This window comes from Sphingomonas gei, from assembly GCF_004792685.1.
In the GTDB taxonomy this organism is placed as follows: Bacteria; Pseudomonadota; Alphaproteobacteria; order Sphingomonadales; family Sphingomonadaceae; genus Sphingomonas; species Sphingomonas gei.
The window spans coordinates 32607-51760 of record NZ_SRXT01000010.1 but is presented as its reverse complement, the minus strand read 5'-3'; the positions used below and the strand labels follow the sequence as shown (position 1 = coordinate 51760).

Annotated in this window: 16 protein-coding genes; 14 read left to right on the top strand and 2 right to left on the bottom strand. The window is 66.5% G+C overall.

Going from position 1 to position 19154, the window contains the following annotated elements:
- Positions 1 to 211: 211 nt before the first annotated feature.
- Complete coding sequence (locus E5A73_RS20650) at positions 212 to 1315, top strand: Hint domain-containing protein (RefSeq protein ID WP_168356038.1); 1104 nt, start codon at positions 212 to 214, stop codon at positions 1313 to 1315.
- 64 nt (positions 1316 to 1379) lie between these two features.
- Entirely contained in the window at positions 1380 to 3203 is a 1824-nt protein-coding gene (locus tag E5A73_RS20645) for a tetratricopeptide repeat-containing sulfotransferase family protein (protein WP_240700319.1), read from the top strand.
- A gap of 69 nt (positions 3204 to 3272) precedes the next feature.
- On the opposite strand, the gene E5A73_RS20640 is transcribed toward E5A73_RS20645, so the two are convergent.
- Entirely contained in the window at positions 3273 to 5240 is a 1968-nt protein-coding gene (locus E5A73_RS20640) for a type 2 periplasmic-binding domain-containing protein (RefSeq protein WP_135965751.1), read from the bottom strand.
- Positions 5241 to 5813: 573 nt separating this feature from the next.
- Here E5A73_RS20640 and E5A73_RS20635 point away from each other — a divergent pair.
- The 12 genes from E5A73_RS20635 to E5A73_RS20580 all read left to right on the top strand — a co-directional run bounded on the left by E5A73_RS20635 (position 5814) and on the right by E5A73_RS20580 (position 18050).
- Entirely contained in the window at positions 5814 to 7457 is a 1644-nt protein-coding gene (locus tag E5A73_RS20635) for a GspE/PulE family protein (RefSeq protein ID WP_240700310.1), read from the top strand.
- The gene (locus E5A73_RS20630; protein WP_135965749.1) at positions 7457 to 8668 is read left to right on the top strand and encodes a type II secretion system F family protein; all 1212 of its coding nucleotides are present in this window, start codon (positions 7457 to 7459) and stop codon (positions 8666 to 8668) included. Before E5A73_RS20635 ends, E5A73_RS20630 begins: the two co-directional genes overlap by 1 nt.
- A 16-nt stretch (positions 8669 to 8684) precedes the next feature.
- A complete protein-coding gene (gene gspG / locus E5A73_RS20625; RefSeq protein WP_135965748.1) occupies positions 8685 to 9107 on the top strand; it encodes a type II secretion system major pseudopilin GspG in 423 nt (140 codons plus the stop codon).
- Positions 9025 to 9531: a prepilin-type N-terminal cleavage/methylation domain-containing protein gene (locus tag E5A73_RS20620; RefSeq protein ID WP_135965747.1), complete on the top strand. Its 507-nt coding sequence runs from the start codon at positions 9025 to 9027 to the stop codon at positions 9529 to 9531. Before gspG ends, E5A73_RS20620 begins: the two co-directional genes overlap by 83 nt.
- Complete coding sequence (locus tag E5A73_RS20615) at positions 9528 to 9899, top strand: type II secretion system protein (RefSeq protein ID WP_135965746.1); 372 nt, start codon at positions 9528 to 9530, stop codon at positions 9897 to 9899. Before E5A73_RS20620 ends, E5A73_RS20615 begins: the two co-directional genes overlap by 4 nt.
- Positions 9900 to 9924: 25 nt before the next feature.
- The gene (locus E5A73_RS20610; RefSeq protein ID WP_168356036.1) at positions 9925 to 10590 is read left to right on the top strand and encodes a prepilin-type N-terminal cleavage/methylation domain-containing protein; all 666 of its coding nucleotides are present in this window, start codon (positions 9925 to 9927) and stop codon (positions 10588 to 10590) included.
- The gene (locus E5A73_RS20605; RefSeq protein WP_135965744.1) at positions 10587 to 11609 is read left to right on the top strand and encodes a PilN domain-containing protein; all 1023 of its coding nucleotides are present in this window, start codon (positions 10587 to 10589) and stop codon (positions 11607 to 11609) included. Before E5A73_RS20610 ends, E5A73_RS20605 begins: the two co-directional genes overlap by 4 nt.
- A complete protein-coding gene (gene gspM, locus E5A73_RS20600) occupies positions 11609 to 12160 on the top strand; it encodes a type II secretion system protein GspM (protein ID WP_135965743.1) in 552 nt (183 codons plus the stop codon). Before E5A73_RS20605 ends, gspM begins: the two co-directional genes overlap by 1 nt.
- Complete coding sequence (locus E5A73_RS20595; RefSeq protein WP_135965742.1) at positions 12120 to 12629, top strand: hypothetical protein; 510 nt, start codon at positions 12120 to 12122, stop codon at positions 12627 to 12629. Before gspM ends, E5A73_RS20595 begins: the two co-directional genes overlap by 41 nt.
- Before the next feature lie 2 nt (positions 12630 to 12631).
- Positions 12632 to 14686 carry a type II secretion system secretin GspD gene (gspD, locus tag E5A73_RS20590; protein WP_168356035.1) on the top strand — a complete coding sequence of 685 codons (2055 nt, stop codon included), beginning with the start codon at positions 12632 to 12634 and terminating at the stop codon, positions 14684 to 14686.
- Complete coding sequence (locus tag E5A73_RS20585; protein ID WP_135965740.1) at positions 14683 to 15528, top strand: type II secretion system minor pseudopilin; 846 nt, start codon at positions 14683 to 14685, stop codon at positions 15526 to 15528. The genes gspD and E5A73_RS20585 overlap by 4 nt, the downstream gene beginning before the upstream one ends.
- Before the next feature lie 107 nt (positions 15529 to 15635).
- Positions 15636 to 18050, top strand: coding sequence for a tetratricopeptide repeat protein (locus E5A73_RS20580; RefSeq protein WP_135965739.1), 2415 nt, complete (start codon positions 15636 to 15638; stop codon positions 18048 to 18050).
- Positions 18051 to 18055: 5 nt separating this feature from the next.
- Here E5A73_RS20580 and E5A73_RS20575 read toward each other — a convergent pair whose 3' ends face one another.
- Positions 18056 to 19078, bottom strand: a complete 1023-nt coding sequence (locus E5A73_RS20575) for a cell wall hydrolase (RefSeq protein WP_135965738.1) — start codon at positions 19076 to 19078, stop codon at positions 18056 to 18058.
- Positions 19079 to 19154 lie beyond the last annotated feature (76 nt).

The following is a 19154-nucleotide window of genomic DNA, read 5'->3' as shown; positions in this document are numbered from 1 at the left end:
AATAAATCAAGTATACGATCCCGGGCAGCTGACCGTAGACAGCTATACCTACACAGCTGGATACAGCAACGGCGCTGATTATATTCCGCCAATATTCGGAACCATATCGTTCGCCAACCAGATTAATCCTATCTATGGCGGTCCGCAACAATATGCGATCATCGGATTTTCCCCGGACGGTATTTTGCTTTACCGTATGCTATTTCCGGACATGCGTTACTTTACGGTCGACCAGATGGACAGCGGCTATGGCGCCGCCGTCTTGAGCGAAGATGGTTTCTCCGCGGGTGCTTTCACTTTCCCCGTGACGTTCGGCTATGATCCGAGCGTCTATCCGATCTGCTTCGCGGAGGGGACGCAAATCCTCACCCCCTCAGGTGGACGCGCGGTGGAGCAGCTCGCCGTCGGCGACGCGGTGCTGACCGCGGCGGGGCAGGAGCGCGCGATCAGATGGGTCGGCTGGATGACCGCGTTTCCCGCGCGCTATCCGCGCCCGGGCGAAGTGAATCCGGTTCGCGTCAAGGCGCATGCTTTCGCGCCGAGCGTTCCCGAGCGCGACGTGCGGCTGTCACCCGGGCATGCGGTCCATGTCGAAGGGGTGCTCGTGCCCGTCGGCCATCTCGTCAACGGCGCGACGATCATTCAGGAAAGCGTGGAATCGATCCGCTACTTCCATATCGAGCTCGACACGCACGATGTGCTGCTCGCCGAGGGGCTTCCTTGCGAAAGCTATCTCGACGATGGCAACCGCGCGAGCTTCGCCAATTCGGGCGAAGCCGTTGCGCTGCACGGCCGGCTCGACCCCAAGAGCTGGGACGATGCCTGCGCACCGATGGTCGCGGCGGGGCCGCAGCTGGTCGAGATCCAGCAGCGGCTCCATGCGCGCGCGGAGGGGCTCGGCTGGGTGCGGACCGAGGAGGCGAGCCTTTCGATCGTCGTCGACGGGATCGAAATCGCATCGCTCCACGCGGCGGCGAACCGGCATTGGTTCGCGATCCCCACGGCGTCGGAGGTGACGCTGCGCTCGACCTGGGGCGTGCTGGCGCAACTGGTTCCCGGCCTCACTGACCACCGCCGGCTCGGCGTGGCGGTGTCGCAGTTGCGGGTGGACGGCGAGACGATCGCGCTCGATGCCGAAGCCTTCGGCAACGGCTTCCATCCTCTCGAGCAGCACGAGCAGCTTGGTTGGCGCTGGACCGACGGCGCGGCGACGCTCAAGCTCGACCGGGCCGGACCGGCCATGCTCGAGGTGGAGCTCGCGATGGTCGCCCCGTCGTGGACCAGGACATTGCCGACGCTCCGTATCGTGGCGTGACATCCTGGCGAAGGCCTAGTCGCTGCCCGGGCCTTCGCCGGCGAGGAGTTCTCCTTTGCTCGATGTGATCGAAAAGCAGATTATCGCCGGTTCGGCATGTCCGTGCGCATCGGGGCTCGGCCGGCACCATTGTTGCGAGCTCGATCTCGCACAAGTCCAGATAGTTCCCCCCGAGCGGCACGCGGAGGCGCTGGCGGCCTTGACGCGCGCTTATCATGGCGGCGCTCGCGAAACGGCGCGGCGCCTCGCGCTCGAAATACTGGAAATGTCACCCGGCCAGCGCGAGGCGCTCGGCGCGTTGTTCAATCTGCTGCGCGACGCCGGGCAGGCGCAAGCGGCCACATCTGCGATCGTGCGTCTCGCGCGGCTGTTTCCCAACGATGCCGCCATACGATCAGTCGCCGCAGGATTCTTCCTCCAACGCCACGATCTGCCGCAAGCCTATGCCCATGGCCGGATGCTGGTGCGGTTGGCACCGGAGGAGTCGGTGGCGCATTTCCTGATGGGCCGCATCTTTCTGGCACGCGGCAAGGCGCAGGCGGCCGAGTTCCATCTCCAATCGGCCGAGCAACTCGCCGAGCCTGGCAAGCGGGATGCCCCCGATCTCCAGGCGGCGCGGGCGGTCGCGCTGCGCGAACAGAGCAAGTTCGGCGAGGCCCGGGCGATCTACGAGCGGATCTCGGCGGCGGAGCAGCTCTCCGTCCAGATGCTGCTCGATTGGGCGGCGCTCGAGGAGGCGGCCCGCGACTTCGCCGCTGCGTTCGCGTTGCTCGATCGGGCCGAGGCGACGCGGTCGGGAGATCCGCGCGTGGCGGTGATGCGCGCGGGCCTGCATCGCCGCGTGCAGGAGCCAGAACGCGCGCTCGACGCGATCGACACGTCGGTGACCGAGGGGCAGCCCGCGACACTGCTGTCGAAAGGGCAGATCCTCGATTCGCTCGGCCGCTATGACGAGGCGTTCGCCTGCTTCGACCTGTACAAGGCACGGCTTCGCGAAGGGGGCGCGCGTTACCTCGCCGACGAGGCGAACCAGCTCGTCACGGCCCTTACGGACTTCTTCACCGAAGGACGGGCACGGTTGCTGCCGCGCGCCGCGGTTCGCCAGGAAAGCGCGCAGCCGATCTTCATCGTCGGTTTTCCGCGCTCCGGAACCACCCTGGTCGAGCAGACGCTCAGCTCGCATCCGCAGATATCGGCTGGCGACGAATTGCCGATCATCGGTTCGATCGCGCAGCGCGCCCAGCTCTTGCTTGGCAGCCCCGGCGGCTATCCCTCGGCGCTCAGCGAATTATGGCTCGGCGACCGGCGGGGGCATGTCGACACGCTGCGCGACCTGTATCTCAACGAGGCGCACGAGATGGGCGTGGTCGTCGCGGGCAAGCGCTGGTTCACCGACAAGATGCCGCTCAACGAAACGCATCTGGGGCTGATCAGCCTTTTGTTTCCGCAATCGCCGATCATCCACCTCGTCCGCCATCCGCTCGACGTGGTGCTCTCGGTATTCTCAAACGCGCTCACCCACGGCTTCTATTGTGCTTCCGCGCTTGAGAGCGCCGCGACGCATTATGCGCGCATCGCCGATCTGATCGCGCATTATCGTTCGGTGATGCCGCTGCGCTATCACGCGGTGCGCTACGAGGATCTGGTGACCGATCAGGAGCGCGAGGTGCGCGCGATGCTCGACGGGATCGGCGAGCCGTTCGATCCGGCGATGCTGGCCTTCCATCATAATGCGCGGCACGCCAGGACGGCCAGCTATGCGCAGGTGACCGAGAAGCTCTATACCCGCTCGCGCTTCCGCTACCGCAATTATCTGAAGCATCTCGAGCCGGTGATCCCGATCCTGCAGCCTGCGATCGAGCGGCTGGGCTATTCAATCGAGTCCTAGCGGAACCCCTTTCAAGAAGACGGCCCCGGATTTCTCCAGGGCCGCCGACTTTGTGGCTATGCCTGGCGATTAGATGCCGGCACGGCTGGTGCAGGTGGTGTTGGCGGTGCCCGCACCGCGGAACCCGTTGGCGTCGTCGACGTACAGGTTGTAGCCGCCCAGCGTTCCATTGACGCTCGAGGTTTCGCTCGACTTCGTCAGGAAGGTCTGGCGTACGGCGTGCTTCCACGCGTCCGGAAGCGCGCCGATGTTCGAGCGTGCGAGCAGGCCCGCATTGGCGAACGTCGCGGCAGTGCGCGTGAAGATGCCGGTGCGGGTGGCGCCGGCGCCGTCGAGCGTCGCGATATAGTCGGTGTTGAAGTTGAGGAAGTTGACGATCGACCGCGCGTTCGAACCGTTGGCGTCGACCTTGTAGCAGGTGTAGCCGAAATACTGGGTCGAGCCTGCGATCGGATAGCCGTTGGTGGGATTTGCCAGCGTCGAGCTGGGATCCGAGTAGATCACGTCATACCAGGCGAGTGGGTTGGTGCGCGCGGCATTGCCCGGGACGCCGGTGCCGCCCTGATAGGTCGGAATGCGGACCTGACGCGTATCGGCGACGCTGTCGTTGAGCGTGCCGTCGCTGGCCGATTGCGGCGGCAGGATCGTGCCGAAGGCGAGCGTGGCATTCGCCGCGCTCGGCATGTACCAGCTTGCCGACGAGCCGCCCTTCAGAGCTGCCGCCTTCAAGCCGCCCGGCGCGCTCGGCGAGCCGTCGATGAAATCGGCGCCGATATAGCCGACCTTGCCGTTGAGCTTGACGTTCGAAGCCGTGGGCGAGGCATAATCCGGCGCGAACTTGATCGCGCTGGCGACACGGCCGCTGCCGTCGGCAACGAGGAACCGGCCGCTGCCGTTGGCGCCGGTCGGGAACGAAGTGGCAGCCTTGCCGGCATTTTCAGTCGGCCGGACGATGGCGGTACCGCTGAAATACTCGGAGCCGACCAACGTCGCGCCGCCGAGGCCCGCTTCCGGCTGGGTGCTCGAGGTCTGCAGGCCGGTGTCCGCGCGAACCGTACCGAAGGTCGGGCGGGTGGTTGCCGATTCGCTGCGATTGTAGGGCAGCGTTTCGGCATTCAGTTTGTACTTGTTGCTTGCCCCGCTGCCGCACTGCGCGGCGAGCGCGCGGGTGAAGATGTCGGTCGTGCCCGAACGGTCGAGACGGCCGACGAGACGGACGGGAACGCCGTCCGACGCCCAGCGGCCGGGCGCTTCGGCGGCATCATCAGCATCCATCAGGCTCGTACCGCCATTGTCGGTGGTGAAGCTGGCGTTGTTGAAGTTGAGGATGGTGCCGTTGAACACGCCGCAATAGGTCGCCTGGCTCATGCGCAGGCCGCCGGCAGCGTTGCCGAGGATGTTCTGCGCGAACCCAATGTTGAAGGTGTAGTCCGAGCCGGTCGTGTCATTGTGGCCATAGGTCGGGCTATAAGCGAGCGCCACCGGGAGCACGTACTTGGGGAACATGATCGGCGCGCCGCCATTGGTCAGCGCGGCACCGCCGGTGTAGGTGGTGAGATCGCCATCGGTGACCGACGAGTCGCCGAAAGCAAACTGGACGCGGTTCCAGGTGCCGAAGGGATTCGGGTTGGCCGTACCGATCGCGAAAGGCGAGTTGGTGAACGTGGTGAGCGTGCCCGGATTGATGAACGCGCTACGGCCGGCGCCAGAACCGGAGGCGATGTAGCGGCCGAGGAAGCCCGTGTTGAGGTCGGTAGTGGCGCAGTTGAAGGTCCCCGACGGGCTGGGCAGGTTGGTCGGCTCGACGACCGTCGAGGAGGTGCCGGCGGTCGAAGAGGTGCCGATCACGCCGAGATTCGAATAGCTGCCGTTGCAGTTGAGTTCTTGCACGAGCACGCCCTGGATCGAGCTGGCGCCGGTGCCGTGCACCGCGGTCTCGCCGTCATTGCTCGCCGGGGTCTGCGCCTGGGCGAAGGAAGAGGCGAGGGCGCTGGAGGCGACGGTCGCCAGGAACAGCGCGTTCTTGAAACGCTTCATGGGTCTTCTCCTGTTTGAAACATGCCTTAAGAAATGTCGGTTCCTCCGAGTCACAGTTTCGCCTTCCCAGAAAACAAGTTTGGGGTGAGCGATTTCTGTTCTTAAGGTCACGCAAAGTCTGAGTTGCCATTCAAGAGAATGGCTTCAGGCCCTCGTTCTTCGCCGAGACACAATTGCGCTTATCGAATATCGATTTGCGCGTGTATCTGTCTATCGTGGTCGTAATCGTATACGACTCGATATTGAACCGACAAAGAGATTGCTACATCGGTATGATGACATATTTGTTATAATGTTTTGTATGATATCGCGCCGAAGTTGCGTTAGCAAAGTTTGAATTAACTAAGCGAACTTATGGGTGCTGATGCGGTATCTGTATAAATGCAATTTTATTGTAGCATTTACTGAATAAGATCTACCTCTAGGGTGTCGAATTCATGATCCGGCGCCGGTCGAATGCGTGCGGGGACCCGAAGGTGGTACATGATCGACAATAGCACGGTGCCCCGGACAAATATTGAAGGTTCCTGTGACATATTGCCCGGGCCGGAGGATGCGCGCGGCCTCGCGTCGATGCTCCGGGACGGGAGGTTGCTCCCCGAGGAAGCCCTGCACCGCGCTCTATTGATCGAACGCGAGTCCGGCGAGCGCCTCGAAGCCGTCGTAACTCGCCTCGGGATGATTTCAGAGGACCGGCTCGTCGCCGAACTGGCTCGCTTTTCCGGCCTCACCGCGGTCGGTGCCGAAGCCTTTGCGGCGACTCCGGTGGAAGGGCCGGAACTCTCGCTCGCCTTTCTCCGCGACATTCGGGCGGTGCCGGTCGGGCTCACCGGCGAAGCGGTTCGCGTGGCCGTGGCCAACCCGTTCGATCCATTCGTGGTGCAGGCCTTCGCCTTCATGTTCCAGCGAAGGGTCGAACGCGTGGTCGGTCGTGCAAGCGATATCGATGCGGCAATCGAGCGGCTCTACCATGGCTCGCAAGCGAGCGATGCCGCCGTGGACGATGCGGTCGACGACGAGGATCTCGAGCGGCTGAAGGATCTCGTCAGCGACGCGCCGGTGATCCGGGCGGTCAACCGCCTGATCGCGAACGCCGTCGATCAGCGAGCCTCCGACATCCACATCGAGCCGGGCGACGACGGGCTGGCGATCCGTTTCCGGATCGACGGGATGCTGCGGGACGCGGGCCGGCTGCCGGTCGCGATGCGCGCGCCGCTGGTTTCCCGCATCAAGGTCATGGCGCGGCTCAACATCGCCGAGCGGCGTCTCCCGCAGGACGGGCGGATGCGCATCTCGGTGCGTGGCCACGAGATCGACCTGCGGATCGCCACTGCGCCTTCGATCCACGGCGAGAGCGTCGTCATGCGGATCCTCGACCGCTCGAAGCTCGCGCTCGACTTCGCCGCGCTCGGCTTCGATGCCGTGCTGACGGGACGGCTGCGGGAGGCGATCACGCGCCCGCACGGCATCGTCCTGGTCACCGGACCGACGGGCAGCGGCAAGACCACTACGCTCTACGCGGCGTTGGCCGAACTCAACGCGCCCGAGCGCAAACTGCTCACGGTCGAGGACCCGATCGAATATCGCCTCGACGGAGTCATCCAGACGCAGGTCAACCCCGCGATCGGCTTCACCTTCGGGTCGGCGCTGCGCTCGTTTTTGCGCCAGGATCCCGACGTGATGATGGTGGGCGAGATCCGCGATACCGAGACTGCGCAGATCGCGGTCCAGGCGGCGCTCACCGGTCACATGATCCTGTCGACGCTGCACACCAACACCGCGGCTGGCGCGGTGTCGCGACTGCTCGACATGGGTGTCGAGCCATTCCTGCTCGGATCGGTGCTGACCGGCGTGCTCGCGCAGCGGCTCGTGCGCCGGCTCTGCGCCGACTGCCGGATACCATTCGATCCGCGCGAGGGCGCTCCCGAGGCACTGCGGCCGCTCCTCGAGGCGCAAGGAATCCGTTGCCTCTACCATCCTGCCGGCTGTGCGCGGTGCGGCGGCAGCGGCTATTCGGGACGCATCGCCATCCTCGAGTTCCTGCGAGTCGACGACGCGGTGTCGCGGCTCGTCCTTCGGCGCGCGGATACCCGCGAGCTCCTCGCCGCCGCCGAGCAGGGCGGCATGCGCAGTCTCGCCGCGGACGGCGTCGCCAAGGCGGGCGAAGGGCTCACGACGATGGAGGAAGTCCTGCGCGTCGCAAGCGGGGAGAGCTGATGGCGACCTGGCGCTATCGTGCCGTCCGCTCCGACGGGTCGGCGCTGACCGGGCAAATGGACGCATCGGATCGCGACGACGCCGTGGCGAGCCTGCGGCGAAGCGGCGCGATGCCGCTCGAGCTCGTCGTCATTCCGCCGCGCGCGCCGGGGCGGCCGCGGCGCGCCGGGGCGAAGGCGCGGGCGGCGGCGTGCACGTGCATCGGCGAGCTCGCGGTGCTGATCGATGCCGGGCTTCAGCTCGATCGCGCACTCGCGTTGGCCATCGAGAACGTCGACGACAAGAGCGTCGCTGGCCATTTGGCCGACATATTGCGCGACGTGCGCGAGGGGGCGCCCTTGTCGCACGCGATGTCCCGGAAGCCCGATCTCTTCTCGCCCACGGCGATCGCGATGACGGAGGCGGGTGAGGCCAATGGTCGGCTCGGCGAGGCATTGTCGCGGCTCGCTGCGACGCTCGAGCAGGACGCCGAGCTGCGTCGCCTGATCGGCTCGTCGATGATCTATCCGATCGCATTGCTGGTCATCGCGGTCGGCGTGGTGCTGCTCATGCTGCTGTTCGTCGTGCCGCAGTTCGAGAGCATGTTCGCGAGCGCCGCCGACAGGCTCCCCACCGCCACCGTCGTGGTGATGACGGCCAGCCGCGGGCTGCGCGATTATGGCCTGGCGATGCTGCTCGGAGGCGGGGTTGCCGGGTTCGGGGCTGCGATCGCGCTTCGCCGCCCGGCAGTCCGGCGCGCGCGCGACCGCCTGATCCTGTTGCTGCCGCTGCTCGGCGAGCTCGTCCGTCGGATCGACACCGCGCGGTTCGCCCGGACGCTCGGCGCGCTGATCGAGGGCGAGGTGGCCTTGCCTGCCGCGCTGGCATTGGCGCGCCGGACGATTTCCAATCAGATTCTCGGCGAAACCATCGCGCGCGTCGCCGAAGGCGTAAAGGAAGGCGGGGGACTGACCGCGCCACTCGCCGCATCGGGCGCGCTGCCGCGGCTCGCGATCGGCTTCCTACGCACCGGGGAGGAGACCTCGCAGCTCGGCATGATGCTGGGCCGCCTCGCCGACGTGCTCGATCGCGACATCCGGACGCGCATCGAACGACTGATCGGCATCCTGACCCCCGTAATTACCGTGGTGCTGGGAACGACGGTCGCCGCGATCATCGCCTCGATCATGTCGGCGATTCTCGGATTCAACGATCTCGCGCTGACGTCATGAGCAGGGGTGGAAGACCATGAAGAACAGGCACGGACGCGAAGCGGGTTTCACCTTGCTCGAGCTGCTGGTGGTGCTCGCGATCCTCGGATTGCTCGCGGCGATCGTTGGCCCACAGGTGATCAAGTATCTCGACAGCTCGAAGTCGCAATCGGCGCGTGTGCAGGCGAAGAACGTCGCCGCGGCGCTGAGCCTCTTCAAGCTCGACGCATCGCGCTATCCGACGCAGGAGGAAGGCGTCGCGGCGCTCGTCAAGCAGCCGCCCAACGTGCCCAACTGGAACGGCCCCTATCTCGCCGAACAATCGGCGATTGTCGATCCGTGGGGCCGCACCTATCGGCTGCGGATCCCGGGGGAGCATGGCGAGATCGACGTCTATTCGCTGGGCGCCGACGGACAGCCTGGCGGGACCGGCGAGGCCCGCGATGTCGGCAATTATTGAGCTCCGCCGCCGCGGCATCGGCGCTGCGACCTGCGGATTCACGCTGGTCGAGGTCCTCGTGATCCTCGCTATCCTCTCGCTCATGGCAGGGATCGTCTTTCCATCGGTTGAGAAGACGATGCGGCGTCAGAGTTTCGTCGATTCGGCGCGACGGGTGGAGCTCGGTCTCCGCTCGGCGCGCGCCATCGCGGTGGCGCGTGGCACGGCCATCCGCTTTCTCACGGCGCGTGACGGTCATGGCTTCAGCTATGGCGGGCACGATGACCGCTTGCCCGAGACCGTGACGGTCGCGCTGCCGGAACGGGGCATTCGCTTCTTCGCCGACGGAAGTGCGATCGGCGGGGATGTCGAGGTCTCGGATGGACGTTTCAGGCAGCGCCTTTCCGTCAACGAGGCTCTCGGCACGGTAGCGCGTGCGCAATGAGGGGCGAGGCGTCCTCGGGGTTCAGCCTGGTCGAGACCCTGGTCGCACTCGCGGTGATCGCGGCGATGTCGGCGCTGTTGTTCGACACGGTGAGCACCAACGCGCACTTCGCGCAAACGGTTGCCAAGCGACGCGAGGCCGTGCTGCTCGCGCAATCGCTGCTCGCCGCGACGACGGTATCGCGCGATTCCCACACCGTCGCCGATACCGGCAACAGCCACGGCCTCAACTGGCGCATCACGCGCGTCGCGCGCGGCGGTGGAGCGCGCGACAGTGGCGTGCCGCTCGAGGAGGTTCGCATCAGCGTTGCAGACAGCGCGACGGGGCGCGGCCTGACCAGCGTTCGTACACTGCGGCTCGCGCGCTGATCCCATGCATGCGCCGGCTTCCGCATTGAGCCGACCGGGTGCATCGGGCTTCACGCTGATCGAATTACTCGTTGCGCTCGCGCTGATGGGCCTAGCCGCGTCGCTATTGCTGGCGGGCCTTCGCATGGCCGGCCTTATTGCGCTGCACGAGCGGACGCGCGCGTCGGGGCTGGACGAGATTATCGCCGCACAGCGCACCCTTCGCACCGCGATAGAGCGGCTTCGACCTGCGGTGCGCGTCGATACCGCCAGGCCAGTGATCGAGTTCCGTGGCAGCGACGCGGTGCTGAGCTACGTCGCGCCACCGCCCGATCGCGATGCGCCTGACGCGCTCGCCCGTTTCCGGCTCGCACGCGCCGCCGCCGGCGATCTGGTCCTCTACGCGGCGAGCACGCGCAAGGCACGGATCGATACGCGCGGATATGATCTCACCGGCTGGACGCCGACAACATTGCTGCGCGGCACGGCCAGCCTTTCGATCAGCTATCGTGGTGCGCCTCCCGCGGGTGGGGAGCGCGCCTGGCTCAATCGGTGGTGGGACCGGACCAGTCCTCCCGAACTGATCCGTATCCGCGTCGAATTCCCGGCGGGCGACCGGCGCCAATGGCCCGACCTGCTGATCCGCCCGCATGCGACGACCGGCACCTGCCTCGCCGATCCGGTCACCAGTGGGTGTGGAGCGGGGCAGTGACCCCCGGTCTGCTTCTCGATGCCGACATGCAGACGATCGGGCAATGGCTGCTTGGGGGCTTGCGCTGGTGGATCGATGAGATCCGCGCGCTGGTGCCCGCCCGGTCGCGACGGCCGCCCGCTGGTGGCCTGCCGCGGTTCGCGGTCGAACGGGGGGCGCTGGTTTCGCTCGCGTTCGGCACCCGTCGCGCGGTGCCGATCCCAAAGGCGAGGACGTGGGTCACGATCGTCATACCGGCCGGTGATTGCCTGATACGGGTGATCACGCGCCCCGCGCTGAACGAACGCGATCTGCAGCGGATGATCACGTTCGAGGCTGACACGCTGTTGCCGATCCCCGCCGGTTCCGCGCTCATCGCCGCACGCAATTTGGGCGCCGCAGATGAGGCGGGCAAAATCCGGATCGAAGTCGCAGGACTGCCGGTCGACAAAGCGCGCGAGCTCGCCGACGTCGCGGCCGCTACCGGGCTGGTTCCAGTGTCGATCGTGCTGTCGGAGGCGCATCGCCAGGCGCCTCCGCTCGATTTCGCACCGGCGATGCGCGGGGCAGGGCTGCTCGCGCATCGCCGGAGCGCGACTCCGCTGCTCTGGGCGTTCGTCGCGATCCTGATGACGCTCAATGTCGCGATTTGGATCTGGCGCGACGCGGCGCGCGTCGCGGGGTTCGAGCGGCTCGTCGCGGAACAGCAGCCCGCGATGAACGTCGCGCAGACCGTCGCGCGACGTGGCGAGCAGGACCGGCGGCTGATCGCGCGGTCGCTGGGACTGCGGCGCAGCCGCGATCCGCTGAATGTATTCGCCGCGGTGAGCGGCGCGTTGCCTCCTGGCGTCTGGCTCCAGCGGCTTGCCTGGGACGGCGAGTCGGTTCGTCTGGTCGGCTATCGTCCCGAAAAGGCCGATGTCGCCACGGCGCTGCGACGCTCCGGACGCTTCGCCGCGGTTCGCGCGGCGGAGGGCGAAATCCAAACGGTGATGCCGACCGGCGAGCCCTTCGACATCACCGCCAGGGTCACGCGCTGATGCGCCCCACCTCCGCGCGGGAGCGGCGCCTGATCGCGCTGCTGATCCTCACCGCGCTGGTCGCGGCACTCTATTTTCTCGTCGTAGCGCCGATCGTCGCCGGCTTCGAGTCGCGCGCCGACCGGCTCGATCGGCTCGCGCTGACCTATACGCGCAATCTCCGGACGATCGCCGCAATCCCGCGGCTGCGTCGGCACGCCGAGAGCCAGCGGGCAGCCGCGGCTTCCTTCGCCGCCGCCGTGCCCAATGCCGAGGCAGGGCGCGAATGGCTCAGGGACCGGTTGCAGCGCGCGGTAGAGGGTGCCGGGGGGGAGTTCCGCGAGGGCGACGATGTCGAGGCAAGCCCGGGCTGGGTGCGAGCAAGCGCCGAGGCGCGCATGACGCTGACGCAGCTCATCGCTGCGCTGGCGCACCTGCAGAACCAGCCGCCCTGGCTCATCGTCGAAACCGTCAGCGTCACCGGCGGCAACGCAATCGCACCCGGCCAATCCCCGGTACTGGAGGTGGAAATTGAAGCTACGATCCCGCTTCGCCCTGCCGCCGCTCGATAGGTCGTCGATGTTGCCGCTGGCACTTGCAGCTTTGCTCTGCGCCGCGGTGGCGTTCCAGGCGCTCATCGGCAGCGCGCTCGACCTGCCGGCCGTCGGGCCGGTGCGAGGAGCTTCGCCTGCACGCCTCGTTGCGGATCGACCGCCGGTGGCGATCGCCGTCCCTGCCACGAATGTGCGATCGATATTCACGCCGATCCTGTCGCCGCCGAAGGAAGCCGCGGCAGGAAGCCAGGCGCCGCTCGGCGGCTATTCGGTGCTCGGCGTTATCCAGATCGGCCGTGCGACTTTCGCCGTGGTGCGGGGCCCCGGCGAGCGGACTCTCCGCGCGGGGCCCGGGCAGAGGATCGGCGAATGGCGAGTCCATCGCGTGACGCGCGACGAGGTTCGGTTGGTACGAGGCGGCGAGCGCATGACCGTCCGCTTCGGCCCGTCGGGGCCGGTCACCACAGCAGCCGGCAAAGGGGTATAGTGATGGGCGCACGTCTGGAGCTTCGAACGGGCGTGGCGGCACTGGCGCTGGCGGGCGCCGGGTGCACCGGCAATCCGCCTCCGCGACCGATCGCGGTGCCCGAGGCGCCGGCGATCGTGGCCGAGGCGGAGCGCGGCGCGCCGCAGGTCCGCTCGACGATCGTCGCCGGCGAGAGCGCACCGCCGGGTCCGCCCGCGATACGGCCGCAGGCCGCCAGACCCGGCAATATCAGCGTGAACCTGCCCGGGGCAGACGTGCGCACGGTCGCGGCCTCCGTCCAGGAAGTCACCGGGATCGCAGTCGAGGTCGATCCCACCGCCAGCGGACAGGTTTCGCTCGTCACGCCGGGGAGTGTCGCGCGATCGGAGATCATTCCGCTGTTCGAGGGGGCGCTCCGCTCTGCGAACCTCGCATTGGTCCCGGTCGGCAAGGGCTACATCGTGCGGACGGTGACGGCGGCGCAGGCACCCGTCGCGCCTGACGCAATCGGCTTCGGCACCGAAGTGATTGCGCTCGGCTTCATCAACGCCGAGGAGCTCAAGAAGGTGCTCGACGGCGCGCTGCCCGGGGTCGTCAGTGCAATCGACGCAGCGGGAAACCGCATCACGATCGCGGGAACGACCGGCCAGCGCGCCAGCGCGCGCGATCTCGTCAAGCAGTTCGATGTCAACTGGCTGCGCAACATGAGCTTCGCGCTCTTCGTCCCCGAGCGCACCGACGCGCGGCTGATCGTCCCCGAACTCGACAAGCTCATCAATGCCTCCGACGCGCCTACGCGCGGTCTCGTCCGGCTGATCACGATGGAGCGATTGAACGGCATCCTCGCGGTCAGTACCCAGCGCCAATATCTCGACGACATCCGCCGCTGGATCGAGGTGCTCGACCGCGAAGGCGAGAATGCCGAGCGCCGGATCTTCGTCTATCGCGTCCAGAACGGCCGCGCCCGCGATCTCGCGCGGACGCTCAATCGCGCCTTTGGCACTGGCGGCGACGAGGAAGCGGGCGACGACGATCCCTTCTCCGCCAATGATCAGGCTGGCGGCCGCGCCGCGTCGTCGGCACCGAAGCCGCCGCCCGGCGCAAGTGCCGCTGCACAACCGGGCAGCGGCGCCGCGCAGCCCGCCACAGACATGCGCGAGACGGGCGCCGCAGGCGGAAAGATCACCGCCGACGACGTCAACAATGCGATTGTCGTCTACGGCACGCCGCGCGACTACGCGACGATCGAGGACGCGCTCCGCAAGCTCGATGTGCCGCCGGTCCAGGTGATGATCGAAGCGGCGATCACCGAAGTGACGCTGACCGATACGTTGCGCTACGGCGTCCAGTGGAACTGGCTCAGCGGCGACAGCAATTTCCGCGTAACCGACGGCGCCGGCATGCCGACCGGCCCCACACAGGCAGGCTTTTCCTATTTTCTCGCCGGCAACAGCATCTCGGTCGCGCTCAACGCGCTAGAGCAGCGCACCAACATCAAGGTGGTGTCGGCGCCCAAGCTGGTCACGCTCAACAACCAGACCGCAGCGCTGCAGGTCGGCGACCAGGTACCGGTCTCGTCCGGGAGCGCGGTCAGCGTCGAAAACCCCGACGCGCCGATCGTCAATTCGATCACCTATCGCGACACCGGCGTGATCCTCAAGGTCACCCCGCGGGTCAATGCGGGCGGGCTCGTCCTGCTCGACATTTCGCAGGAAGTGAGCGATGTCAACGTCAACGCTCCCAATGCGAGCGGTGACAGGTCGCCGTCCTCGCCGACCATCTCGACCCGGCGCATCTCGACTTCGGTCGCGGTGCAGGACGGCCAGGTCATCGCGCTGGGCGGGCTGTTCCGCGATTCGAAGAGCCTCGGCAAGAACGGCATCCCGATCCTGTCGCGCATCCCGATCATCGGCGGGCTGTTCGGGAGCCACAACAATCTGCAGAATCGCACCGAGCTGATCGTGCTGCTCAAGCCGCACGTCATCCGCACCCCCGACGACGGCCGCGCGGTCACCGAGGAACTGCGCACCAAGCTGCGCACGCTGGAGCCTTTCCGCACCGAAGGCCGGATCCCGTGAGCCGTCGCGGCGAGGAGGGCTATGCCCTGGTCGCGGCCGTGGCGAGCATTGCCGTGTTCGCGACGATGGCGCTGACGGTGCTCACTGCGACGCGCATGGGAATCGAGGACGCCGGGGCCGAACAGGCGCAGATGCAGGCCGCCGCCGCCGCCGATGCGGGCATTGCGTTTGGCCTCAGTCGCATCCTCGCCGACGACGTCACCCAGCGCTGGGCAGCGGACGGCCAAGTCCACGCAATGGATTTCGCAGGCGCCCGCCTGCGGATCGCCATTCGCGACGAGCGCGGCAAGGTTCCGCTGGGCCTGCTCGACGAGGCACAGGCCACCAGTCTGCTCGAACAGGCGGGGCTCGGCGGCGAGTCGCTGCTGATCGCGCGCGACTCACTCCTCGACTGGATCGACGATGACGAGATCAAACGGCCTTTCGGTGCCGAGGAACCCTACTATCGCGCCGCCGGCCTGTCGCCTCCCGGAGGCCAGCTCGCATCGATCGACGAACTCGCGCGGGTCCGCGGGCTGGACGCTGCGACGGTCGCGCGCATCCGCCCCTATGTCACGACCTGGACGCTGCGCAGCGGTTTCGACGCGCAATATGCCGATCCGCGTGCGCTCGCGGTGATGGATGCGGGTGAGGAGGGCGGGGTAAAGGTGATCGATCGGGCGCGTGAGCTCGCCGGCCAACGCACGGCGCTCGCCTTCGCCGACGCGCCTCTGCTCGTCGATCGCCCGATCTCGATCGAGGCGGTCGCCACCCTCCCCGGCGGTGGGCGCGCGTCGCGTACTCTCGTGGTCGAGCTCACCGGCGTCACCGATCGACCCTATGTCGTGCGGGCATATGAATAGGATCTCCGCCACCGGCTTGCCGAACAACGGGCCTCGCGGTGTCAAGATAGTGGAGCTCGGGTCGCACGGAGGAGCGAAACTGTCTGACCCCGCAGGGAGTTGAAGCAATGGCGAGTGCAAATTCCCTGGTGAAGCCCCAACACCCGCAAGTGCGGGCGCTGCTGGAGCGCGGCGCGAGGTTCCTCGACAAGGGCAAGCCCGCCAACGCGTTGCGCGCATTCGAGGAAGCGATCGCCATCGACCCCGCTGACGCCGGGGCATTTTGTCAGCGCGGCAACGCGCTCGCCGATCTCGCCCAACTGCCGGCAGCGATCGCGAGCTACGATCGTGCGATCGTGCTCGATCCGCGGCTGGCCGAAGCGCACGACTTCAAGGGCGCCGCCCTGGCTGCCGCCGGGGCGTTCGAGCAGGCTCTGCAGAGCGTCGAGCGCGCGCTGCTGATCGCACCGGACAATTTCAACGCGCTCAACAATCGCGCCAATCTCCTTCGGGAGGTTGGACGCTTCGACGAATCGCTGGCCCTGTTCGACCGCGTGGTCGCGCGCGAGCCCGGCATGGCTACGGGCCATAGTATGCGCGCGCGGACTCTTGCCGCGCTGAGCCGTCATGCGGAGGCGCTGCATGGCTTCGAGCAGGTGCTCGCGCTCGATCCGCGCAACGTCGAGGCGCTGTGCAATCGGGGAACCGCACTCAATTTCCTCGATCGTCCGCAACACGCGATCGAAGCGTTCGGGCAGGCCCTGGCGATCGATCCCGGACATGCCGAGATATTGGCCAACCTCGGCGCGGCGCTCACCCGCGTCGGGCGGCTCGACGAGGCGGAGAGCTGCTTTCGCCGCTGTCTCGAGCGCGAACCCGGCCATGTCGACGCGCTGCAGCAGCTTGCCTCCCTGCTCTCGCGGCAGCGCCGCTTCGACGAGGCGGGGCGTTGCCATCAGCGCGTCCTCGCGATCGACGTCAACAACGTCGTCGCGCTGCGCGGCCTCGCTTTGGCGCTGGAGGAACTTGGGCAGTATCGCAGCGCGCTGGTCTGCTACGATCATCTTCTGTCGGTCGCGCCGAACAATGCGTTGGCGCACCAGAAGCGCGGCTTCCTTTTGATCACGCGCACCGAGCATGCCGAGGCGCTCGCTTCTTTCGACCGCGCGAAGGCGCTCGATCCCACGCTGGAGCATTCGGCGGTGCGGCTGCACGCCGCGATGCACCTTTCGCAATGGGACGATTTCGACGGCCAGCTTGAGGCCGTCCGGCGCGCAGCGGAGGCGGGCAATCCAGGCGCCATGCCTTTTCCGGTGCTGGCACTCGCCGACGATCCGGCGCTCCAGCTGCGATGCGCGCAGATCGTCGCGGACAGTCATCCGCGCGTTCCGGCGGTGCCGTTGGCCAATGGGTATCTCCGGCACGACCGGATCAGGCTCGGCTATTTCTCGGCTGACTTTCACCACCATGCGACGATGCAGCTGTTCCGCGAAACGCTCGAGGCGCACGATCGCGACCAGTTCGAACTCACGGCATTCTGGTTCGGCGAGGACAGGGGCGACGACTGGCGGTCGCGGGCGCGGAGTGCATTCGACGCGTTCGTCGACGTCCGGCTTACGGACGACGCGGCAGTCGCGCAGGTCGCACGCGAGAGGGAGATCGACATCGCCGTCGACCTCAAGGGCTATACCCAGAATTGCCGCTTCGGCATCTTCGCGGAGCGCGCGGCGCCGATCCAGGTGAGCTATCTCGGCTATCCCGGAACGTCGGGCGCAGCTGCGATCGACTATCTCATCGCCGACGAGATGCTGGTCCGTCCGGGCGCACGCGGTGCCATATCCGAGAAGATCGCCTATCTCCCATTGTCTTATCAGGCCAACGCCACGCTGAAGCCGGTTTCGCGGCTCGCGACGCGGAATGCGGTCGGGCTGCCGGAGCGCGGCTTCGTGTTCTGCTGCTTCAACCAGAACTACAAGATCACTCCCGACATCTTCGCGCGCTGGATGTCGATCCTGCGGCGGGTGGATTCGAGCGTGCTATGGCTGTGGGTCAATCACGAGACCGCCCGCCGCAATCTCGCGCGCAACGCAGCCGGATTGGGTATAGATCCGGCGCGGATCGTGTACGCAGCGAGCGAGCCGACCGAGCGCCACCTCGACCGGTTGCAGCTTGCCGATCTCTTCCTCGACACATTGCCCTGCAACGCCCACACCACCGCCAGCGACGCGCTGCGCGTCGGCCTTCCGATTCTGACCTGCCCGGGGAGGAGTTTCGCGTCGCGCGTGGCCGCCAGCTTGCTTGAAACACTCGACCTGCGCGAGCTCATCGCGGACGATCTCGCCCAATATGAGGCGCGCGCCGTGGCGTTCGCCCATGACCCCGCGCGACTCGCGGCGATCCGCATGCGCTTGATCGAAAACCGCTCGCATTCGACGCTCTTCGAACCGCGGGAAATGGCGCGCAAGCTCGAAGCCGCGTACGCGGCGATGTACGAGCGTCACCATGCGGGCGATGCTCCCGAGGACATCCACATCGTGGCGTGACGGCGTCAGGGTCCCTCAATATGCGTTGTGGCTTCGGAAGCCTGCGGCACCAGGCCCCAAGGCGCGAAGGCAGGTGCGGACGAAGCGCTTGCCGCGGACGCCAGGGTCGGGCCGGCCGACGTCGCGACGTCGGGGACCGAAACCGCGACAGTCCCGGCCGCCGCTGCGCCTCGGCGGCGATAGAAGATGTGCGCTCCGATCTTCGCCACGCGCTCGAGGCTCGGCGCCCAATAAGGCGAAACATAATCGGCGTGGTAATGGAGCGCGTCGCCGACCATCGACGGGAGCCGACCGTCGAGCACCTTCGCGGCGATGTCGCGCGACCGGGCGAAGACCGTCTCGGGCAGGCGGCGGCGCATCGATCCGTCGCAGGTGAAGGTGAACTGGCAGCCCGTCTTCAGCGCCGAGCCGGCGAAGACGACCCCACACACCGATTTCGGGAAGGCGCGATGCCGGACGCGGTTCAGAACGACCTCGGCGACTGCCTGCTGACCTTCGGGGCTCTCGAATCCGGCCTCATAAGCGATGGCCAACGTCAGGCACTCGATCGCCTGAGCGCGGTCCTCGACCAGTGGCAACACCACGGATTGTGCATGCGCATGCGGAGCTGCCAAAGGGCTGGCAGCGATAAAGACCGCGCCAATCGTGCGTCCGATCGATCCGAGGCGATTCGCTCCCCTCGTCTCGAAGCGCGCCTCGCGCAGGAAGGACTGGAATGGACCTTTGCGACGAACGCCGCTCCCTCCCGGATGCCGGGCGAGGCTACCGGCAAAATGCGCAATCCCCACCGGCTGACGGCAATCGAACACCTGAACTTCTCGAGAGGCGATCCGGCGAGAAATCTTGGCCGCTCTCACGCTATATTCCCTGTTACCAATAATAAAGGCGAACATGACCGCGTAACATAGTCGCGTCTGAACAAAAAATTGATAATAGTCCGGATATTCGGTTTGTAACCCAAGTGTAAAATTTCGATGCCACGTTGTATTTGACGAATATCTACAAAAGAGGTTGTTGCGTCGAATCATCTCTCCTGAAAAATTGTCAATTCCTGACACAAAATACGGAGTCCGGGCGCTGGAATTCGCTACCTCGTTGCTTGCT